Consider the following 22142-nt stretch of genomic DNA (forward strand, 5'->3'; position numbering starts at 1 on the left):
TTATTGTGTAAATAGTCTATCGAAAAGACGAAATATGACATTTCGCCTTAACAGATAGAACTAACCAAAACAAAACTCAGAATATTTTAAATTATATGATGTGTATCTTTTACTGATTATTCGAATGAAATATTATTCGTCTACAAAGTCATTTACCTTGGGACGTAAGAAACTTATTTGGACGATTAAAGCAATCAAAACAACTCCTGCCATTAAAGCGAATCCATTGCCTAGTGTTCCACTATCAGAATATTTTCCTAATAGAGAAGTGACTAATGCACCGCATCCAACTCCAGTCATGTTTAGAACGCCATAGGCTGTTGCTCTGTATTTTGAAGAAACAAACTGACAAAGAATAGGCATGTTATTAGCATCAAACATACCGTAACCAATACCGAAACAAAGTGCAGCACCGACAACACTAATTAATGAGCCTCCAAAACCAATAAATAATAATGCAGGGATAGTTAATCCCAGACCTATGGCACTGGTGTAAACTCTTCCTTTAATATTTTTTTCAACCCATTTATCAGATAAAATCCCTCCAAAAATAACACCTATAAATGCAGATACTGATATGGTAATGGTTGCTAGAGGACCAGCTTGTTCCATCGGTATATTCAAGTTTTGAGAGAATAGGGTAGGGAGCCAGTTTTTAGTTGCCCAACCTGGTAAGCTTGGAATAGCAAAATAGAACAGGATAATCCAAAAGGACATATTTGTGAATAAAATACTCAAGCCTTTTAAGACTGAGGCTTTTTCTTTTGTAGGTGAATTAGTAGTGGCTTTCGGGGCTGATTCAGGATGTTTAAATTCTAGTAATAAAAAGACTAAAACAACTGAATACACGATTCCGATTAAGCCAAAATAATGAAAAGTGGTATGCCAAGAAAAAGAAGCCGCGATTGTTGCTCCGAATCCGCCAATTGCAGAACCCATATATAGTCCCGTCATGTGAATCCCAATGGCCAGTGATCTTGTTTTTTGTTGGTGGTAATCAGCGATCAAAGACAAACCAGCAGGAATGTATAAGGCTTCACTAACTCCCATTAAGGCTCTTAGCCAATATAATTGATTGTAAGTCGTTGCCAAGCCCATTGCATAAGTTACGGCTGACCAAACAAACAGGCTGCCTACAATTAACCATTTTCTGTTCATCTTGTCGGCGATGATTCCTGATACAGGACTCATTAAAGCATAAATCCATAGGAATATAGCCATTAGTCGGCCAAAATTCTCTCCCGAAACTAATTCTGGGATATCGGTTTCCATTGAAGGTCGCATAGTTGCCAGCATTTGTCTGTCCATGTAGTTCAGTAATGCAACAATCCACAGTAAGGCCACGACAACCCAAGGATAATATTTTGATTGTTTCATATTTAGGTTTTCTTTTTTTTGGTTTTTTGGTTGCTGCTTCCGCAAAGAAATAGCTAGGGTAACAAATATTTTTATTTCTTGATTGTACCTAACATTACATCAGGGGTGCGAATTCCAGGTTTAATTTCCCCGTTAGACAGGATTATTTTTTTATCCCATAAAACAGCTGGTGTCGTAACATGTGGTAAAAATGGCAATTCGCCTATTTTAGACCATTGATCCGTAAGGGTGTTGTATAATAAGATTCCGTTATAAAATCCGGGGTGATTTGTCACTAAATTATTTTTCTTAGCGATGAGGTCGGCTTTCAATTCAGGGGATTCTGCTTGTGCTATTTGAGATAGATAGGTTTCGATTTGGTGAAAAATAACACCATTGTCTCCTCCAACAATTAAAACAGAATTAGTTCCTACGGCAACTCCGGCTCCCGCTGAAAAGTTAGTGCTGCTTTTTCCATCAGAAATTGTTGCGGCAGTTTCCCAGCTTTGTTTTTTTAGATCGAAAACAAAAGTAGTATTGTGTAGATCACTTATTCCTGAAGCTGTTTTTGTTCGTCCACCTACAACATAGATGTTAGTTCCGTTTTTTCCTTTTTGAGTAATGGCAACTGCATTGGCTAAAGCCAAAGGTAGTTTTGGTAAGGTTTTCCAATGAGAATTTTCCTCATTCAAATCTAGACTTGCAAAGATATCAGATGATTGTGTTGCCTGATCTCCTCCAACTGCATAGACAACATTACCAATGTTAGTAAGCGCTATGTTTGTGATTGCCAAAGGGAAATCCGCTAGTGATTTTGTCTCCACTTCTTTTTTGTCTGCATTCCATTTTAGTAAAAACGATTTATTAGAAAGTCCATTTTCATTTTCTCCACCCACATATACCACGCCTAAGTCAGTAGAAGTGGTTCCACAGTAAGCGATTGGTTCTGCTAGCTCACTTTTTACTGCTGCAATCCAAGTAAATTTGTCTTTGCATTTTTCAAGTACATGAATCGTTTTCGAATAACTTTTCTTCCCTCCTTCCCAAGGCATTTTATCAGGAAAATTGGCACCACCAGTGACAATTAAAACATCATTGCTAACTCCGTTAATTGCACCTGCGAAGCCTATTGAAAGACTACCATCCGTATTGTGCAATTGGGCAGCTGTTGTCCAATCTACCTGTTTTACGGCTGTTTTTTGAGAAAATGCGTCAGTTGTTGACATAAGTAGGGAGATAAAAATTAGAGAAAAAATGGATTTATTCATCGTTATTATTTTAAAATAAAACGTGCGATTAGATTATTTTGATTTGAATTCGTCAAAATTTAAACTAGCTACATCTTTTTTGAACAATTCAAATTGTTCAGCGCTCATGTTTTTAACCGGCAATCTGAATTCGCCTAGATTGTGTCCAACCAATTTCATATAGGCTTTACCAACTGAGATTCCGCCATATTTTCCTAACAAGCGAATCATATCAATTGATTTTTGTTGTAAAACACGTGCTTTAACCAAATCATTAGCATTGAAAGCATCGATCAGATCGTAATACAATGGAGCGGCATAATTAAATGTGCTTCCTACAGCGCCTTTAGCACCTAATACTAAAGCTGAAAGCATATTTTCATCACGTCCCCATAACATATCGTATTTGCCATTTTCATAGCTCATACAACTTTGGAAATCCATGAAATCTTCATGCGTGTATTTTACTCCAGCAAAATTGGGAAGTTTCCCGTCTAATGTTCTCACTAAATCGAACATTGGTAAGTTTACTCCGGTAAGTACTGGAATATGGTAGTAATAAAAAGGCATGTTAGGAACTTCTTTTCCTACTTCAATACATACTTGTGCTAGCATGTCAACGTTTGCTGGTTTAAAATAAAACGGTCCAGTCAAAGAAACTGCGTATAAACCTATTTCGTATGCATGTTTGGCTAATTCGATACAATCAGCATGACAAGTACCTGCTAAAAAAGCCATTACTTTAAAGTCGGGATCCTGATTACTACAATCAGCCCAAGCTTGAGCAACTGCTTTCTTTTCGGCCATAGTTGTAGAAACTCCCTCTCCTGTTGAACCATTTATAAATGCGCCCGTTACTCCGTTTTGTTTTAGAAAAGAATAATAACCAGGAATTAAACTAACATCTAATTTTCCGTTGCTGTCAAATGGTGTAAATGGAGCTGAGATAAGACCTTGTAAGTGTTGAATTTTCATAATATGTTTTTTTATTTTCTTTAGTATTAAGTGCAGTCCAAAAAAGTAAAATTTTAGACTGTAGAATATGTAAATAGGCAGATAAAAGAATACCGAGATATTTTTATTATCGCAACAATATGTATTGGCTATAACTGATTTATAATCTAACCACTGTTAATTTTTAGTGTCGAATTATAAATCTATTTCTTAGACAGTGTTTTTTAGAAACCCAATTGCATTTAATCGAACTCTTTTCTGCCTAAACTAATGCAGATGTTTTTTTTGTAACGAAATAGGTGTTCTAAAGCTTTATAAATGATGTGTTTACTATCAAAAAGTAAACTTACAAAATATTTTAATAAAAGAAGTGTATTTATTAAAATAATTTAATAACAAAAAGAAGAAAATAAGTTTAATTGTTAATTAATGTGGAAAGCATTCTTTCTTTCACCACACAACAGGCACCAATTACGCCTGCTCGATGACCTAAATTTGATTTCTTTAGCTTGACATCTCTGTTTACTAATCCTAAAGAATATTTCTTCAAAGCAGATTGAATAGGTAGTAAGACGTATCCTCCTAACAGTGAGAAATCTCCACCGACAACTAATAATTCTGGATTGAAAATATTGAGAATCATGGACAAATAACGGCCCATTTTTTCACTTTGTTTAGAAATTAAATCGACACATAAGCTGTCTTCTAGGTTCAATGCGCCCATAATTATAGCATGATGTTGTAAATCATTTGAATTTTCATCAAGTACTATTTGAGAATGCCTTCCTGCTGCAATAGCCTCTTTAAATTGATTAACTAAAGCCCAACCTGATATTTCAGTTTCGAGACAGCCTATTTTTCCGCACTGGCACAAAAGACCATTGTCAAAAATGTTACTGTGACCAAATTCTCCTGAATATCCTGATTTTCCATAGTAGAGTTGGCCGTTAGTTATAATTCCTATTGCCACACCCCAACCGTAGTTTACATAAATTACGTCTTGTTCTTCATCAACAACGCCTTCGCGATATTCACCAAAAGCCATTGCTCTCGTATCATTTTCTAAGCGAACAGGTATTCCTAGCTGCTCTGAAATGATTTCGCTTAAAGGCTGGTTTTCACTGAAAAAGAAGTTGTAGCTGAATCCTTCCATCGAATTAATTCGACCCGATAAGTTGATACAAGCTCCAACAATCATTTTTTTATTTACTGAGCTGTCTTCTATAAAGGAGTTGATCAGGCTGCATAACTCTAAAAGGGATTCTTGTGTGTTTTCGAGAACAAAGGAAGTTCCTAATTCGATACTTACAAATTCATTTTTTATATTTTGCAATCCAATAGACATGTTGCTTCGGCCCACTTCTATTCCTAGAAAGTAAGCGCAAGTTGGATTGATGCTATATAGAGAGGGGCGTCTGCCGCCACTATTGGTAATTTTCCCCATATCTACGACATAGCCTTCAAGCAGTAACTCATTGACTGCCTTAGTAACCGTAGGGACACTTGATTGCAGTTCAGATCCTAACTCGGCAATGGTTGCATTTCCGTAAGATAGTAGACGCTTCACTATTGATTGTCTCAACATGTGCCACTTTTGTCCCGAAAGACTGTTGTCAGTACTCACGTCTAAAATATCCTTTAAGCTCATTTTTAATCGTTTTTAAAATAATTTGAGGTGCGTGATCACAAACTTACTATATTTTTTTTAAAACTTATATAGAGTTTGTACAACTATTCTTATTTGTCGATAATCCACTTTTCTTTATAATTAGATTCAGTTTCCGCAGAGAAGAAATATAGAAAAGCAAGCTAAAAAAAAAATCCGGCAAATTAATATTATTTGCCGGATTTGAAATTAATTAAATCTAAGTTCCACTGTAACCAGGATTTTGCTGTCCTTTTAAGGTTTCGTCACTGTTTAATGTGCTTAGGTCTATTGGCCATAGTATTTTATGGTTTTGACCAGTAATATTATCAAGTACACCCACTAGGTTAAGGTCTTTTCTAAATACTAAAGGAGTTCCAGAAGCATCTTGCATACGGCGTAAATCGTGCCATATTTTTGCTTCAGCAACAAACTCTTTTTGTCTTTCAGCAAAAATAGCCAATTCGTTTTGTTCGAATGTGCCATTCACATAAACTGGCGCAACACTTCCTGCATAAGCTCTAGTTCTTATGGTGTTGATCTCAGCAGATGGATCTTGGTTTTGTTTGTTTTTAATTTCGGCTAACATTAAATAAGCGTCAGCTACTCTATATATTGGGAAATCATCTGAGAAAGAACGTGCTCCGTCAACGATTGTCCCAATAAACTTGCGAAGGTTTGTAGCATGAATTGCTCCTTTATTAAAGTTTAAGAAAGTTACGTTTGCTCTTGTATCAGCAGACTCGTATTGTGTGTACAAGTCGTATTTGTACTCGTAACGAATAATAGTTCCACCGCCATTTACTTTTAATGGATCAGAAGCTGGAATTGCTACTCCTTTATCATCAACGTAGCCTGCTAGAGGATCTGTAATGGCATAAATAAATTGGCTAAAGCTGTTTGTAGCTTCTCCTTGACCATAACGCAATGCAAAAATAATTTCACTGTTTCCTTTTATAGATGCCGATGCAGCTGAGTTGAATACATTTGCAAAATTAGATTGCAAGCTGTATTTTGGTATAACTGCTTCGATTGCCGTTCTAGCCATAATTAAATCTGCTGTTGTCGTTGTTGGAGCTGTCCCATCAATTTTGACTTTCGCTGACCATAAATACACTTCGCCTTTTAACATTTGTGACGCTGCTAAGGACCACTGTGCTTTTTGCATTTTAGTAGTGTAGTTGTCTGCAAAACTAGCAACTGACTTATTGACGTCTTCTTTGATGAAATCTAAAGTTTCTTTCTCAGTTGCAGTACGTGGTAAATAAGCATCTTGAGCTGTAGTTGGCGTACTGATAACTACTTTAGGTTCTTTTGCTAATGGCACACGACCGTAAGTACGGTACAATTGGAAATAATAAAAAGCTCTTAAACCATAAGCTTGACCTAAGTAATAGCTTTTGTCTGTAGCAACTAAATAGTCTGCTTTTTCCACTTGGTAAATAAAATTATTCACTTGAAAAATTGCAGCATAGATGCCCGCCCAACTTGAAATTCCAGGAGAAGATTCTCTAATGTCTTGACGAACAATAGAACCTGCGTTTAATGAGGCTGTTCCTGTAAAACTGGTTCCATCTCTTAATGTTCCTCCTCTAAGTTCTCCTAAATTAAACATGGTGAACTGATAGTTTCTTAACTGATTGTGCAAGCCAACCATCGCTCCATCTACTTGTGAAGGAGTTTTCCAAAAGCTTCCACTGGCGTAATAATCCTCAGGAGCTAAATCTAAATTATCGCAAGCATTAAACGTCATTGATAACGTCAATAATGCAATTCCTAATAGTATCTTTTTCATAATTTTATAATATAAATTGAACACCAAATATTACTGTTCGTGGTAGTGGATAACCCCCAGCAACAGATGTTCCGTTGTTTGTTGTTTCTGGCGAGAATAATGTTGATTTACTTAAATAACCTAGATTTTGACCAGTTAAAGTAAATCTAATTCCTTCCATCTTTATTTTATTCAAAAGTTCAGAAGGTAGTGCATAAGACAAACTCACATCACGGAAAGCTAAATAATCGGCTTTGTTGTAAAACATGCTTGAAGTACGGAAGGTGTTGTTCTTGTACAATTGGTCAGCCCAGTAATAAGTTGGGTATTTTGCATTTGGATTCTCTGGAGTCCAAGTGTTTTTTACATCTTGTGTGGTATTGAAAGTTCCTTGTGCATTACTTAAGAACCACGTTTTAGGACCGTCGTATTGAACAAAACCTAAAGCATAGTCAAAACGGCTGCTCAATGTGAATGCTTTGTATTTTACATTAAAACCAAAACCACCAGTCACTCTTGGTACGGTGCGTCCCATGTACTCCCTGTCATAGCTATTGATAGTACCATCTCCGTTTACATCTTTCCATTTCACATCTCCTAATGCAATAGGAAAATGCAATGCTTTTTGAGCTGGAGTCATCCCATTAAAAACGCTTGGGTGAACCAAAACTCGCGCACCAATTAAATCTCTTAGTGTTAATGCATAATCATCTAATTCTGCTTGAGTTCTGATAATTCCTTCTGCAACATAAGCATAAGCTACGTTTGGATCTTGACCTTCTTGGAATCCACCAACCCACACAAGGTTTCCGTTTTTATCATAAACTTGACTTCCGCCAATTCTATTGTTTTCTAAACCATTGCTAGGTAATTTTAATATTTTGTTAGCATTGGTAGCGAAGTTAGCATTAATGTCTAATGTCCAATCGTCTGTTTTTACTGCACGATAGTTCAAGTCTAACTCAACTCCTTTATTTTGCAAACTACCTAAGTTTGTTGTAATGGTGGTAAAGCCAGAAGTAGCGGGAAGGTTAAAAGTTGATATTTTATCATTGGTCTCTCTGTTATAATACGCAACAGATAGATCTAATTTGCTAAATAAACGAGTTTCCATACCAAATTCATAAGTAGCAGAACGTTCCCATTTTAAGTCTGGAAATGGAAGTCCAGATGCTTGATATCCTACAATTCCATCGTATTTACCACCTCCATAAGATCCTTGTAATTGGTAAGCGCCTATACCGCTAACATTACCGTTTTGTCCGTAACTAGCTCTTAATTTTAAGGTGTTTACTACATCTGAAATTCCACTAAAGAATTCCTCCTTATGTAAATTCCATCCCACAGAGACTCCAGGGAAATTTCCCCAACGGTTGTCTAATAATCTAGAATAACCATCACGTCTTACCGTTAATGTCATCAAGTATTTATCGTCATAATCATAATTAACACGTGAGAAGAAGGATAAAATTCGTTGACGTTGGTGGTACGTATCGATATTTCTTTTGTCTTTATCAGAACTAGTATATTGCAAGTCCATAAAGTCATCAGATGGAGCGCCTGAACCAGAGGCAGATAGGCCGTTTTGGTAGATGTCATAATACTCCGTCCCTACCATAGCGCTTACATTGTGCTTGCTTAAGAAGGTAGTGTTGTAGTTTAAAGCTCCATTGTAGGTTTGGCTAAAGTCCCTAGAGTAGAACGCACTTGAAGATCTAGTCTTATTAATATTACCTGGACTTGATAAGAAATCTTTATTAAAGGATTCGTTATAAGCCATGTCATAAAACCAGTTTGCACTAGTTCTAAAACTTAAATTTTTTAAAATAGCAAAGTTAAAAGCTTGCGACAATGTGAATTTATCTGAATTGTTTTTACGAATAAATTTGTCATCATTCACTAATGGGTTTCCGTCGGTGTAATCTCTACCTACTAATAACTCTCCATTTGCATTTGTCCCCCTCATTGTTGGAGGGGCTCCTAGTGAACGAGTTAGATAATTCCCTTCACCATTTGTTTGGGTATCTCTCCATTTAGCATCAGCAAAGTTCAAGCTCGAGGTAGAGGTTAGCCAAGGTTTGATTTTGTACTCCCCGTTAAAAACAAAAGTAATTCTTTTGTAAAAAGTGTTTACTGGCAAACCTTCTTCGTCAAAGGAACCTATACTGGCATAGTAATTTCCTTTGTCGTTACCTCCCGTCATATTAATGCTATAATCTTTAGTTAAGCCTTGAGGTCTAAGAGCGTAGTCTTTATAATTGAAATCCTTGAAGATAATTTCTTTATTGGTTCCGTTAATATCATATGCTCCAGCAGCATTTGTTTTTAAAGGATCCGTCATGGACTGCCATCCTTGAGATAGTAGCTCCTCGTTGATAGAGTTTCTAAACATTGGGCTCCATACCGCAGATGAGGTTTTGTTTCCGTCTAGAATGTTTCCGGCTCCATCTTTATAAAGGTTTCCAGTTCCAAAAGGTCCAGTCGAGTTTAATTGGCTCAATCGACTCGCATCATACTGGCCTGAAGTTTCGATGGCTTTTCTAGAGTAATATAAATAGTCTCTGGCATCCAAAAAGTCAAAAGGAACGTTTAAAGTATTGATCCCTATTTTTGAATTAATTGTAATGTTAGAAGATCCGCTTTTTCCTTTTTTAGTAGTAATCAAAATTACCCCATTATTTGCTCTTGCACCATAAATAGCTGTGGCAGAAGCATCTTTTAGAACTTCTATAGAAGCGATGTCATCTTGACTGATGTCACTAAAGCCATCTCTTACAAATCCATCAACCATAACTAGTGGTGATCCTGAACCGTCATAATTTGTTCCTCCACGTAAAACAATGGCTGGCACCGCTCCTGGTCTACCGGAAGACTGCTGCACTCTTAAACCTGGAATCGTTCCTGCTAATGCCGAAGCTGGATTAGAACGTGTACCTGTTTCTAGAATTTTACTATCTAATTTAGATACAGAACCAGTTATTTTTGATTTCTTTTGAGTTCCATAACCTACAATAACTACTTCATCTAAGTTTTCTCCAGTTGCTTTTAATATAATGGTGAGTGGTGATTTTCCAATGCTTACTTCTTGTTGTTCCATTCCAAGGTAGGAAATGATAAGTTTAGTAACATTGTCCGGAACTTCAATGCTGAAATTACCGTCAAAATCAGTTTGTGTCGAAGCTGTAGTTCCTTTAGCGATAATATTTGCTCCAGGAATTGGCATTCCATCAGAATCTGTCACTTTTCCAGTAATTTTCTTCTGAATTACATTAAGGATAAGTACTTCTGTTCCTTTATTAACTGTGGTGTTACTTTCGAAAAAAACTACTTTATCTGAAGTAGCTGCCGTTGAAAGCTGTACCGTCAAGGCAGTCAGCAAAACTGTGGCTAGTTTTGTTGTCCCTCTGGCTGGGGAATCATGCCATAAATTTCTTGGCTTGTTTTTGGAAAAGATTTTCATGATTTTTTTTGGTTTGTTAATAATAATTTGTTTTTGCAGTGTCATTCATTTGGCTTCCAGTACTTATTCTTTTTTTATGGAATTAAGCTGCTTACAATTGGTATTTTTAAGGATGACAAATAAATATTTTATATTAATGAGATGACCTCTTTTTGTATTATCAATTTAGATCGTGAACGATTTAAGCTATAGTCGACGTTGTAAATATTTTCAGTTACTAGATCTTCGGTGTTCTGAGTCTAGTCTTTTACTTTGTATCTTTTTTGAATACTTGAAATAATTCGGGGCCGATTATTCTTTATTTAAGTTGCTTTTTTATGCTTTTATTAGCAATTAATTAATATAAAAATTATATAACTGTAACAAATATATAAAACATTTTAATATAGCGGTTATTATTATTAAAATATTTTACTAACTAAAAGTGAATTTTTTTAGAGGTAGGAGTTTTTTAGCTTTATGAGTGGGATAGCGCGAAGAAATAAATTCTGTAAGAACTAAATCGATTTTAGAATTATAAATAAAAACTTACATGAACAATTTAAGATATTTAGCAATCAAGATTCTGTAAACTAAATGTAGCAATTTAATTTTTCTTTGAGAGAGTGTTCTATCGTATTTATCTATCTAATTAGAAACATGCTTTCAAATTGTTTTTTAAAACGAAAGCGTATTAACAAACTATCAAAATCCTATATTTGTATAATAATAGAGAATTATCCAACCCAAGAATCCTTGTAGACTACTATGATACAATCATTAAATCAAAATAATACTATGCGAATCATTTTTAGTCTGTTTTTAGTACTGTCTGTTTCTACTATTTTTTCGCAAGAAATAGAGACGGTTCAGGATAGTGCGATAGTAAAAGTCGATTCCTTATATAGAGAAGATCAGTTTTATCTGGGCTTAACTTACAATACGTTACAGCAGAAACCACAAGGGGTTTCTCAAAATAAGTTTTCAGTAGGATTGTCTGCTGGTTTCTTGAGAGATATGCCAATAAATAAAGACAGAACACATGCAATTGCAACAGGCTTGGGTTTCACTTTTAATAATTATGTGCAAAACCTGGCGATAACTGGAACTGGGGAAATGCCCTTTTATACTGTTCTAGACGACAAAACAGTATTTAACAAAAATAAATTCACACAATTATTAGTCGATTTGCCTATTGAGTTTAGATGGCGAACATCGACTTATGAGAGTTACAAGTTTTGGCGAATATATGGCGGAGTGAAATTCAGTTATGTTTTATATAATAGATCGCTATATACTGACGATCAAAGTAAAGTAGTAATTACTAATAACATTGATTTTAATAAACTACTCTATGGTATTTATCTATCGGCAGGTTACAATACGGTAAATGTGTATGCTTATTATGGATTGAATCCTATTTTTAAATCCGCTGAAGTTGGTGGCGAGAACATAAAAATGAAGGCATTCAATGTTGGGATTATCTTTTATGTCCTATAACCACAAGTACAAGAATAGTATTTGCGGAACAATACCAATCAAAAGTCCGATATTTAATTCCCTAGCAGTATGTGCCTTCATCACTAAGCGAGAGGAGGCTACAAAACCATTCATAACAGTAAGAAATGCAATGGCAAAAAGATTTTGGGTTTGAAAATGCATGCTTAATCCTAAAACAAAGATCGTCAATGCGCTAATTCCCATCATATGTAAGCTTGCTTTTGTCTTAACAAACAATAATAACAGCGCCATTAAAGTGCTGAATAATGCTCCCAATAGAAAAAAGTGTAGCTCTGGGTAACGTTCTATCGTAATACTTTTTCGAACCAAAAGAATGATCAAAAAAGTTTGAATAACAAGCGGAATTTTACGTTCAGATAGCAAGGGCGCCATTATAGAGCCAATTTTCCCTGTTGCTCTTAATAGAAAGAAAAACAGCAGTGGAATAAGCAGGGTGAAAATGCTTACATGAAGTAGCACCAAATATTTTTCTGAATTTAAAAAATACGAATGATTCGAAAACAAGAAAAATAGCGTAGCATAAACCGGAATAAATATCGGATGGAAGATATAAGAAAATAAGGGAAGTAATTTTTTCAAGTGGACTGCGATTAATTATCCAAACAAATATAATAAATAAACTAAAAAATTTCCCCAAAAAGAATCCTGATTTGCACAAAACATAAAACTGCTTCTCCCTTTTTAATGCTATTATGTTGCCGTATTTTTGTTAAGAAGTATTATTTTTGAGAAAGTTCCAAATTGAAATCATGTTTCAGTGCAGTTATTTCAGTAAGAGTACGCTGGTTGTAACGTATAGGAACAATTAAATAGTCGTTAATCGCATTACATAAAAATGAGCATACTTATACAAAACATAATTCCTATTCTTAAGGCAAAGGCGATTGGTAATACAGCAACCGCGGTGATTGACACAGTTTCTATAGACAGTCGATCGTTGCAAAACAGTGCAAACACTTTGTTTTTTGCCCTAGTTGGTCCTAATAATGATGCGCATACCTATATTGAGGATTTGATCGCAACGGGAGTGCAAAACTTTGTGGTTTTACATATTCCAGAAGCTTGTGCTGATAAAGCAAATTTCCTAATTGTCGAAAACACATTAGACGCTTTACAGCAATTTGCCGCCTATTATCGCAGTCATTTCGATTTTCCTGTTATAGGTTTAACAGGAAGCAATGGCAAAACGATAGTAAAGGAATGGCTCAATTTTCTACTAAGTCCCGACTTTAATGTTATTCGCAGTCCGAAGAGTTATAATTCTCAGGTGGGCGTTCCGTTGTCCATTTTTGCCATTAATGAAAAGCACAATCTAGGAGTTTTTGAGGCTGGGATTTCTACCGTTGCCGAAATGGAGAAACTAGAAAAAGTCATAAAGCCAACTATTGGAATTCTTACTAATATAGGTTCTTCCCACGATGAAGGTTTTCTGGATTTAGAAGAAAAAGTAAAAGAAAAATTGGTCCTTTTTAAAGAGGTCGAAATTCTAATTTATCAAAAAAGTGATATTGTAGACAAATTTATACTTCCTCATATAAAAACATTTAGCTGGAGTTTTAGTAAAGAGGAAGCCGATGTTTTTATTTATAAAAAAGAGTTTGAGGATCAAAATACGCTAATACATTACAAATACAAAGGAGATTCCTTTAAGTTGAAGATCCCGTTTCACGATCAGGCATCAATAGAAAATGCAATTTCCTGTTTAATGCTTTTGTTGCATTTTGACTATGATATCGTAACGATTCAGTCTAGAATGGTATTACTATTCCCCGTAGAAATGCGATTAAAAGTAAAAACTGGAATCAATAATTGTAGTCTTATCGATGATAGCTACAGTTCTGATTTTCAGTCTTTAAAAATAGCCTTGGATTTTCTCGAAAGTCAAAATCAATTCCAAAAGAAGACAGTGATTCTTTCTGATATTTTTCAGAGCGGCTTGGCCAATGAAGAGTTGTATTCACGAGTTTCACAATTGATTGTTTCTAATAATATCAATCGGGTAATAGGCATCGGAGAAACCATCGCGGCCTTCAAAGACAAGTTTACTAACTGTATCACCTTCAAAAACACAGCCGAATTCATCGCTAATTTTGATGATTTGGATTTTGAAAATGAAACCATTTTGATAAAAGGTGCTCGTTCTTTTCAATTTGAAGAAATCGTCTATCTGCTCGAAGAAAAAACTCATGAAACCGTTCTGGAAATTAACCTTAACGCTATTAGCTACAACCTGAATTTCTTTAAATCTAAACTAAAGCCAAAGGTGAAAATCATGGTGATGGTAAAAGCATTCGGTTATGGAAATGGAGGTTTGGAGATTGCTAAATTATTAGAACACCACAAAGTAGATTATCTAGGGGTGGCTTTCGCCGATGAAGGAATTTCGCTGAAAAGCGGAGGCATTCAATTGCCGATTATGGTTCTTAATCCTGAGAATACGAGTTTTGCAGCTATTATTCAGAATCAATTAGAGCCCGAAATTTATTGTCTAAAAGGACTTTATGCTTTTTTGAAAATTGCAAAAGAAAAGAACCTATATCAATTTCCTATACATATAAAACTGGATACAGGAATGCACCGTCTTGGTTTTGAAAAAGATTCTATTGAGGAGTTGATTGCAACTTTAAAAGGGAATGAAACGGTCAAAGTACAAAGTATACTGTCGCACTTGGCTACAAGTGATGATTTAAAACACCGTGATTTTACACTTTCTCAAATTAATTTGTTTGATTCGATGTCAACTAAAATAATGGAGGAATTAGGTATAAACCCTATTCGACATATTTTGAACACTTCTGGAATAAGCAATTATCCAGACTCTCAATTTAACATGGTGCGCTTGGGAATTGGACTTTATGGCGTGTCGAATGATCCCGCGGAGCAAAAGTATTTGGAAAACGTGGGTACTTTGAAGTCTGTTATTTCGCAAATTAGAACGATTAAAGCGGGGGAAAGCGTGGGTTACGGACGGAAATTCATGGCTGAGAAGACTACAAAAATTGCAACAATCCCCATTGGTTACGCAGATGGAATATCTAGAGGTTGGGGAAATGGTGTTGGATTTGTAAATATAAAAGACAAAAAAGCGAAGATTTTAGGGAGCATCTGTATGGATATGTTAATGGTGGATGTCACCGAAATTAATTGTACCGAAGGAGATTCTGTAATTATTTTTGGCGAAAGCCCAACAGTTTCACATATCGCAAAAAAGCTAAATACGATTCCGTATGAAGTGTTAACAAGTATCTCTCAACGGGTGAAGCGTGTTTTTTATCGATAATTTCTTAATAAATGTCGGTAAAATGTTAAATCGTATTGATTTTTTGTTAATTTGGCTATTAATAAACATTTTTAATTTTAATAAAAAACAACAATTATGGGATTCTTTAGCGATTTTAAAGCCTCTTTGATGAAGGGCGATGTATTGAGTTTAGCAACTGCGGTTGTTATTGGTGCTGCATTTGGTAAAATTGTAAGCTCTGCTGTAGATGATGTCATTATGCCAATAGTTGGTTTAATTACTGGTGGAATAGATTTTACACAAAAATTTATTACGCTTGACGGAAACAGCTACGCTGATTTAGCAGCTGCTCAGACTGCAGGCGCTGCTGTAATTACTTATGGTAATTTAGTGCAAGCGACTATCAATTTTGTTATCATTGCTTTCTTTGTATTTGTAATATTAAGAGCAGCCGAAAAAGCAAGAAAGAAAGAAGAAGTAGCTATTGTAGCAGCAGCTCCAGCAGGACCTACACAAGAGGAATTGCTAATTCAAATTAGAGATTTATTGAAAAAATAAGAATACCCTTACACTATATGTTTAACTTAACCATCCGCGAATGCGGGTGGTTTTTCTTTATTGTTATAATTGTAACAATTTGTTATTTATTGTGAATCGCCTTGTTATGATTTGAATATTACTTACTTTTGCTGTTCAAATTAAGAATTCTATAATAAATATATACTATGAGAATAGCAGTTGTTGGTGCTACCGGAATGGTTGGCGAAGTAATGTTAAAAGTGTTAGCAGAGAGAAATTTCCCTGTAACTGAATTAATTCCTGTTGCTTCTGAAAGATCAGTGGGAAAAATAATTGAGTTTAAAGGAAAGAGTTATCCTGTTGTAGGAATGCAAACCGCAGTAGACATGAAGGCAGATATTGCTTTGTTTTCTGCAGGTGGCGAAACCTCTTTAGAATGGGCACCAAAATTTGCTGCTGCTGGAACAACTGTTATCGATAACTCATCAGCGTGGAGAATGGATCCTTCAAAAAAATTGATCGTTCCTGAAATCAATGCGACTTCTTTGACAAAAGAAGATAAAATTATAGCAAATCCTAACTGTTCGACAATCCAAATGGTTTTAGTTTTAGCACCATTACATAAAAAATACAATATCAAGCGTGTGATCGTTTCTACTTACCAGTCCATTACTGGAACAGGAGTAAAAGCAGTAGAGCAATTGGAAAATGAGTATGCAGGAGTGCAAGGTGAAATGGCGTATAAATACCCAATTCATAGAAATGCAATTCCACAATGTGACTCATTCGAAGAAAATGGATACACTAAGGAAGAGATGAAACTGGTTCGTGAGACTCAAAAAATATTAGACGATAAAACAATTGCTGTTACGGCCACTGCAGTTCGTGTGCCAATTGTAGGTGGACATAGTGAAGCGGTAAATGTTGAGTTTTCAAATGATTTTGTGGTCTCCGACATTCAAAATATATTGCATCATACAGACGGAGTTGTAGTGCAGGACAACAATGATACTTATACCTACCCGATGCCAATGTATGCGCAAGGAAAAGATGATGTTTTTGTAGGTAGAATTCGTCGTGACGAAAGTCAAGCAAACACGTTGAATATGTGGATTGTTGCCGACAATTTAAGAAAAGGAGCTGCCACAAATACAATTCAAATTGCCGAATACTTAGTAGCTTCAAAACTGGTCTAAGCATATTGTCACAAAGTCGAAAGTCTTAAAGTCGAAATACTAGCGGCTGTTCATTTTAGCATCGGCTAATTGAAAAATTTAAACCATCTGTTGCAACAATTCATTAGTTTTGTTAAAACAGCTGGTTTTCTTTTTTATGTTTTGTTACATTTGCATCGAATGAAAAAGAAGCAGCTTATAATTAGTCTCTCTTTGGCCGTGACGGTATTGTTTTCAATACTGTTTCAGTCGTTTCATAGCTACGAGCATTTTGAAAAGCAATTTTCTGAAAAAGAGTGTAACCATAAGTACAGTCAAGGTACGCCCGAAATAACACATCAACATCATAATTTAGATGATTGTAAAGTGTGTCATTTTACTTTTGGGAATTATGTAACTCCTGAAATCTTTGCTTGTAAACTCATTTCAAATTACAAACACGCCCCTTATTTTTATAAAACTGCAAAAGCAATTGTGTCTTTTTCAGGTAGTTTGTATTCGCATAGAGGTCCTCCTATTTTAACGGCTTAAAATCACTCTTTGTTTTTAAGAAGAATAAAATCAAATTCACTGTTTTGATTTTAAACAATTACAAATTAAACATTCTCCTATAGTTTAATACTATACTTTGTGCCCAAAAAAATAATTCAAGCTACAACTACAATAGAGGCTTTGATGTTTTTTTTGGATAACATTGTTCGTATAACATTGTTTTTGAGAGGATGAATCTCTAAATATCCATACAATCATTTTAATGAAAAAATATATAATCGCCCTAATTTTAGGGTTTTCAGCAATGCTGCAAGCGCAAAATACAGTCTCGGGAATAATAACAGACAGGACAAATCAGCCCGTAAGGGGAGCGTCTGTCTATGCCCCTGAATTGCATAAGGGTACTACAACGGATGCCAACGGAAAATACAGTTTGACGAACCTTCCTAATGGAAAAGTAAAGTTGATCTTCAGTTATATAGGTTTCATAACTGAAAATCGAAAAATTGAAGGAATCCAAAAAGAAAACACCTTAGACGTACAACTGGAGGAAACTGTTTTTCAAATGGATGAAGTAATTGTTTCTACTGCTTTCAATAAAATACAATCACAAAATGTAATGAAGGTAGAGCATGAAACCATTAAGGAATTACAGCAAAAGGGAACAGCGACTTTAATAGAAGGGCTTGCAACTATCGCGGGTGTTTCTCAAGTTTCGACAGGAACATCCATAGGGAAACCAGTCATTCGTGGTTTAAGTGGCAACCGCGTTTTAGTCTATTCACAAGGAGTTCGTATAGAAAATCAGCAGTTTGGTGATGAGCATGGTTTAGGTTTGAATGACTCAGGAATTGAAAGTGTTGAGGTTATTAAAGGACCAGCTTCATTGCTTTATGGTTCAGATGCCTTAGGCGGTGTTTTGTATTTTAATCCGGAGAAATTTGCTGATGCGCATACTTTTCAAGCTAATTTCAGTCAAAAATTGTTTTCTAATACTCTAGGTAGTAATTCGTCATTGGGCTTAAAAACCTCTACTGAGCACTGGAAATTCCTTACTCGTGGTAGTTATAATACCCATTCTGATTATCGAATTTCTGGTGGTGATCGCGTAACGAATACGCGTTACAATGAGACAGATTTTAAAACCGGAGTTGGCTACAGCAATTCGAAGTTTTCAACTGTTTTGAGATATAATTATAACAATTTAGATCTGGGAATTCCAGAAGAAGGAATAACCGAACAAACAACAACTAAAAGTACTGAGTTCCCAAGACAAGGCGTTTTTAATCATTTGTTAAGTCTTAACTCTATTTTTTATTTAAAGAGTTCGAAAATAGATGTTGATTTAGGGTATATTTCTAATAATCGAAAGGAGTTTGAAGAAAGTAATAATCCTTCTTTAGATATGGATTTAAACACGTTCAACTATAATGCAAAATACTATTTACCACAATTTGGAAGGTTTGAAACTATTTTGGGAGTGCAAGGAATGCATCAAACCAATACCAATTCAGGGGATGAATATTTAATTCCTGATGCTACTACAAATGATTTTGGTGTTTTTGGAATGGTTAATTACGAATGGAAATCTAATGTAATTCAGGCTGGTTTACGTTTTGATAGTCGTAATATCAATTCGTTAGCTCACGAGGCAGATGATCATGATGGACACGAGCATCACGGTGGAGAATTTGACGCACTAAACAGATCATTCAATAGTTTTAATGCTTCATTAGGTTATAAAACAAATCTAGCTGAACCGCTGACTATGCGTGTCAACGTTGCTACTGGTTTTAGAGCTCCAAATTTAGCAGAGTTAACTTCTAATGGGGTACATCATGGAACCAATCGATATGAGATAGGTACAGCTAATTTAAAAACAGAACAGAACATTCAAACCGATTTAAATTTGGAATACAGCAACAGTCATTTTGAGTTTTTTGTTAATGGTTTTTACAACCACATCAACGATTATATTTATACTTCTCCTACGGGGGAACAAATCGATGCTAACGACGTTTTTGAATACATTCAAGATGATGCCAGATTATATGGTGGTGAGATAGGATTGCATTTTCACCCACATCCATTAGACTGGTTGCATTACGAAACTAGTTTTGAATCGGTTACTGGTAAGAAGCAGTCTCGAACTGGCGGGAGTGACTATTTGCCTTTAATTCCGGCAAACAACTGGAATAACACCATTAGAACTGAGTTTGATATTAAAAACTGGCTCGCAGACGGTTTTGCTTCAATAAGCGTAAACACTACTCTGAATCAAAATAAAGTGAGTGGTTTTGAAACAAGCTCAAATGGGTATACTTTGGTTAATCTTGGTTTTGGCGGAACAGTAAAACTGGGAGAAATAGTTTTTGATGTGAACCTGAACGGAAATAACTTGTTTGACAAAAGCTATATCGCACACCTTTCGAGACTAAAAACAGACGGAATTCCTAACATAGGCCGAAATATTGTCCTTGGACTTAATTTTAATTTATAAATTTTATCAGTCTTTGTGTCTCGGCAAGAGCTCTTCTTTAAGAAGAGCTTGGAGATGCAGACTATTTCCCTATTTTTGTATTAACCTTAAAATTATTTTTAATGAAAAAACTAATTCTTGCTATGGCAATTACTTCAACAGTAAGTTCATTTGGGCAAAACCCCATTTCCTATCCTCAAACTAAAAAAGGAGAAACAGTGGATGTGTACTTTGATACAAAAGTGAATGATCCATACCGTTGGCTAGAAGACGATAGATCTGCTGAAACAGCGACTTGGGTAAAAGCGGAAAACGAAGTGACTTACGGCTATTTAAACCAAATTCCTTATAGAGATGCGATAAAAAACCGCATGGAGAAATTATGGAATTATGAAAAAATAGGCGCTCCATCTAAGGAGGGAAAATATACCTATTATTCTAAAAACAATGGTTTACAAAACCAATCAGTAGTGTATCGAAAAGACGCTGCTGGTAAGGAAGAAGTTTTCTTAGATCCAAATACTTTTTCTAAAGACGGAACAACTTCTTTAGGTGGATTGGATTTTTCTAAAGACGGTTCAAAAGTGGCTTATGCTATTTCAGAGGGTGGAAGTGATTGGAGAAAAGTAATCATTATGGATGCTTTATCTAAAAAAATAATCGAAGACACTTTAATTGATGTAAAATTCAGCGGATTATCTTGGAGAGGAAATGAAGGTTTCTATTATTCAAGTTATGAAAAACCAAAAGGAAGTGAATTATCTGCAAAAACGGACCAGCATAAGCTATATTTCCACAAACTGGGAACTTCTCAAAAAGAAGATAAAGTAATCTTTGGTGCAGACCAAAAAAGAAGATATGTGGGTGGTTACGTAACTGAGGATGATAACTATTTAGTGATTACTGCGGCTACTTCAACTTACGGGAACGAGTTGTATATTAAAGATCTAAAGAAACCTAATAGTGCAATTGTTACAATCGTAGATAATTTCAATAGCGATAATAATATTATTGATAGTGAAGGAACGAAGTTGTTTATACAAACGGACTTAAATGCGCCTAACAAACGTATCGTTACGGTAGATTTGAATAATCCAAAGCCAGCGAACTGGAAAGATTTTATCGCTGAAACAGAAAATGTATTGTCTCCATCAACGGGTGGTGGCTATATTTTTGCAAATTACATGAAAGATGCGGTTTCAGTAGTGAAACAGTACGATTATAATGGAAAAATGCTTCGTGAAATTAAATTACCTGGACTGGGAACAGCTGGTGGTTTTGGAGGAAAGAAAAAAGATAAGACCTTGTATTATTCTTTTACCAATTATATTACGCCAGGGACTATTTATTCATTCGAACCAAAAGCAGGAAAGTCTACGGTTTACCAACAACCAAAAGTAGATTTCAAAAGTGCTGAATATGAATCAAAACAAGTGTTTTATACGTCGAAAGACGGAACTAAAGTGCCGATGATGATTACTCACAAAAAAGGAGTGAAGTTAGACGGGAAAAACCCAACAATTCTTTACGCTTACGGAGGTTTTAATGTGAGTTTAACACCGAGTTTTAGTATTGCTAATGCAGTTTGGATGGAAAACGGAGGTGTATATGCCGTTCCTAACTTGCGTGGTGGTGGTGAATACGGTAAAAAATGGCATGATGCAGGAACTAAAATGCAAAAGCAAAATGTATTTGATGATTTCATCGCCGCTGCAGAGTATTTGATTGCTCAAAAGTATACTTCTTCTGATTTTCTTGCCATTCGCGGTGGTTCAAATGGAGGTTTGTTAGTAGGTGCTACCATGACTCAACGTCCAGAGCTGATGAAAGTGGCTTTGCCGGCAGTGGGTGTAATGGATATGTTGCGTTATCACACTTTTACTGCAGGAGCAGGATGGGCTTATGATTATGGAACGGCTCAGGACAACAAAGAAATGTTCGAATATTTAAAAGGATACTCGCCAGTGCACAATGTTAAAAAAGGAACGAAATATCCAGCAACAATGGTAACTACTGGTGATCATGACGATAGAGTAGTACCAGCGCACAGTTTTAAATTTGCAGCTGAATTGCAGGAAAAACAAGCGGGTACTAATCCTGTTTTAATTCGTATCGACGTAAAAGCAGGTCACGGTGCAGGAAAATCTGTAGCGGCGACTATTCAGGAAAACGTGGATATTCAAGCTTTTACTTTGTATAATATGGGTGTAAAAAGTTTGCCAGAAGTGAAGTAATTTAGATTTAATAAAAAACGACTTCTTTATTTTAACCAAAACGCCAATCGGGAGATTGGCGTTTTG

At 35.5% G+C, this 22142-nt stretch carries 14 protein-coding genes; 7 read left to right on the plus strand and 7 right to left on the minus strand.

The features are described from left to right. Positions 1–132: 132 nt before the first annotated feature. From FQU23_RS05080 to FQU23_RS05105, 6 genes are all read right to left on the minus strand, one after another. On the minus strand, positions 133–1377 hold the full coding sequence (locus FQU23_RS05080; protein ID WP_147672869.1) for an MFS transporter: 1245 nt from the start codon (positions 1375–1377) through the stop codon (positions 133–135). Between the two features lie 71 nt (positions 1378–1448). Then, complete coding sequence (locus FQU23_RS05085; protein WP_147672870.1) at positions 1449–2624, minus strand: galactose oxidase; 1176 nt, start codon at positions 2622–2624, stop codon at positions 1449–1451. A gap of 33 nt (positions 2625–2657) precedes the next feature. Beyond that, positions 2658–3578: a dihydrodipicolinate synthase family protein gene (locus FQU23_RS05090; RefSeq protein ID WP_147672871.1), complete on the minus strand. Its 921-nt coding sequence runs from the start codon at positions 3576–3578 to the stop codon at positions 2658–2660. A gap of 394 nt (positions 3579–3972) precedes the next feature. Next, complete coding sequence (locus FQU23_RS05095) at positions 3973–5205, minus strand: ROK family protein (protein ID WP_147672872.1); 1233 nt, start codon at positions 5203–5205, stop codon at positions 3973–3975. Positions 5206–5422: 217 nt separating this feature from the next. Next, positions 5423–6997, minus strand: a complete 1575-nt coding sequence (locus FQU23_RS05100; RefSeq protein WP_147672873.1) for a RagB/SusD family nutrient uptake outer membrane protein — start codon at positions 6995–6997, stop codon at positions 5423–5425. Positions 6998–7001: 4 nt separating this feature from the next. Then, positions 7002–10436 carry a SusC/RagA family TonB-linked outer membrane protein gene (locus tag FQU23_RS05105; RefSeq protein WP_147672875.1) on the minus strand — a complete coding sequence of 1145 codons (3435 nt, stop codon included), beginning with the start codon at positions 10434–10436 and terminating at the stop codon, positions 7002–7004. A gap of 777 nt (positions 10437–11213) precedes the next feature. On the opposite strand from FQU23_RS05105, the gene FQU23_RS05110 reads away from it, so the two are divergent. After that, entirely contained in the window at positions 11214–11915 is a 702-nt protein-coding gene (locus FQU23_RS05110) for a porin family protein (RefSeq protein ID WP_165425727.1), read from the plus strand. Here the strand turns inward: FQU23_RS05110 and FQU23_RS05115 are convergent. Beyond that, on the minus strand, positions 11910–12515 hold the full coding sequence (locus FQU23_RS05115) for a hypothetical protein (RefSeq protein WP_147672879.1): 606 nt from the start codon (positions 12513–12515) through the stop codon (positions 11910–11912). The two genes, FQU23_RS05110 and FQU23_RS05115, sit on opposite strands and share 6 nt — an antisense overlap. A 256-nt stretch (positions 12516–12771) precedes the next feature. Between FQU23_RS05115 and FQU23_RS05120 the strand changes: the two genes are divergently transcribed. The 6 genes from FQU23_RS05120 to FQU23_RS05145 all read left to right on the plus strand — a co-directional run bounded on the left by FQU23_RS05120 (position 12772) and on the right by FQU23_RS05145 (position 22076). Beyond that, on the plus strand, positions 12772–15216 hold the full coding sequence (locus tag FQU23_RS05120; protein WP_147672880.1) for a bifunctional UDP-N-acetylmuramoyl-tripeptide:D-alanyl-D-alanine ligase/alanine racemase: 2445 nt from the start codon (positions 12772–12774) through the stop codon (positions 15214–15216). 96 nt (positions 15217–15312) lie between these two features. Next, positions 15313–15735: a large conductance mechanosensitive channel protein MscL gene (gene mscL / locus FQU23_RS05125; protein WP_147672882.1), complete on the plus strand. Its 423-nt coding sequence runs from the start codon at positions 15313–15315 to the stop codon at positions 15733–15735. Between the two features lie 167 nt (positions 15736–15902). Further along, positions 15903–16892: an aspartate-semialdehyde dehydrogenase gene (locus FQU23_RS05130; protein ID WP_147672883.1), complete on the plus strand. Its 990-nt coding sequence runs from the start codon at positions 15903–15905 to the stop codon at positions 16890–16892. 159 nt (positions 16893–17051) lie between these two features. Beyond that, positions 17052–17402, plus strand: coding sequence for a hypothetical protein (locus FQU23_RS05135; protein ID WP_147672885.1), 351 nt, complete (start codon positions 17052–17054; stop codon positions 17400–17402). Between the two features lie 223 nt (positions 17403–17625). Next, complete coding sequence (locus tag FQU23_RS05140; RefSeq protein WP_147672887.1) at positions 17626–19863, plus strand: TonB-dependent receptor; 2238 nt, start codon at positions 17626–17628, stop codon at positions 19861–19863. Positions 19864–19985: 122 nt separating this feature from the next. Further along, entirely contained in the window at positions 19986–22076 is a 2091-nt protein-coding gene (locus FQU23_RS05145; protein WP_245181071.1) for a prolyl oligopeptidase family serine peptidase, read from the plus strand. Positions 22077–22142: the final 66 nt, after the last annotated feature.

Origin of the sequence: Flavobacterium sp. XN-5, from assembly GCF_008033395.2 — a bacterium.
GTDB lineage: Bacteria > Bacteroidota > Bacteroidia > Flavobacteriales > Flavobacteriaceae > Flavobacterium > Flavobacterium hiemivividum.

Excerpts from the sequence above, each read along its gene's own strand:
- FQU23_RS05120 (WP_147672880.1), top strand. The coding sequence starts at position 12,772 with ATGAGCATACTTATACAAAACATAATTCCTATTCTTAAGGCAAAGGCG.
- FQU23_RS05080 (WP_147672869.1), bottom strand. The coding sequence starts at position 1,377 with ATGAAACAATCAAAATATTATCCTTGGGTTGTCGTGGCCTTACTGTGG.
- FQU23_RS05130 (WP_147672883.1), top strand. The coding sequence starts at position 15,903 with ATGAGAATAGCAGTTGTTGGTGCTACCGGAATGGTTGGCGAAGTAATG.
- FQU23_RS05085 (WP_147672870.1), bottom strand. The coding sequence starts at position 2,624 with ATGAATAAATCCATTTTTTCTCTAATTTTTATCTCCCTACTTATGTCA.
- FQU23_RS05110 (WP_165425727.1), top strand. The coding sequence starts at position 11,214 with ATGCGAATCATTTTTAGTCTGTTTTTAGTACTGTCTGTTTCTACTATT.
- FQU23_RS05105 (WP_147672875.1), bottom strand. The coding sequence starts at position 10,436 with ATGAAAATCTTTTCCAAAAACAAGCCAAGAAATTTATGGCATGATTCC.
- FQU23_RS05140 (WP_147672887.1), top strand. The coding sequence starts at position 17,626 with ATGAAAAAATATATAATCGCCCTAATTTTAGGGTTTTCAGCAATGCTG.
- mscL (WP_147672882.1), top strand. The coding sequence starts at position 15,313 with ATGGGATTCTTTAGCGATTTTAAAGCCTCTTTGATGAAGGGCGATGTA.
- FQU23_RS05100 (WP_147672873.1), bottom strand. The coding sequence starts at position 6,997 with ATGAAAAAGATACTATTAGGAATTGCATTATTGACGTTATCAATGACG.
- FQU23_RS05145 (WP_245181071.1), top strand. The coding sequence starts at position 19,986 with ATGGCAATTACTTCAACAGTAAGTTCATTTGGGCAAAACCCCATTTCC.
- FQU23_RS05095 (WP_147672872.1), bottom strand. The coding sequence starts at position 5,205 with ATGAGCTTAAAGGATATTTTAGACGTGAGTACTGACAACAGTCTTTCG.
- FQU23_RS05090 (WP_147672871.1), bottom strand. The coding sequence starts at position 3,578 with ATGAAAATTCAACACTTACAAGGTCTTATCTCAGCTCCATTTACACCA.
- FQU23_RS05135 (WP_147672885.1), top strand. The coding sequence starts at position 17,052 with ATGAAAAAGAAGCAGCTTATAATTAGTCTCTCTTTGGCCGTGACGGTA.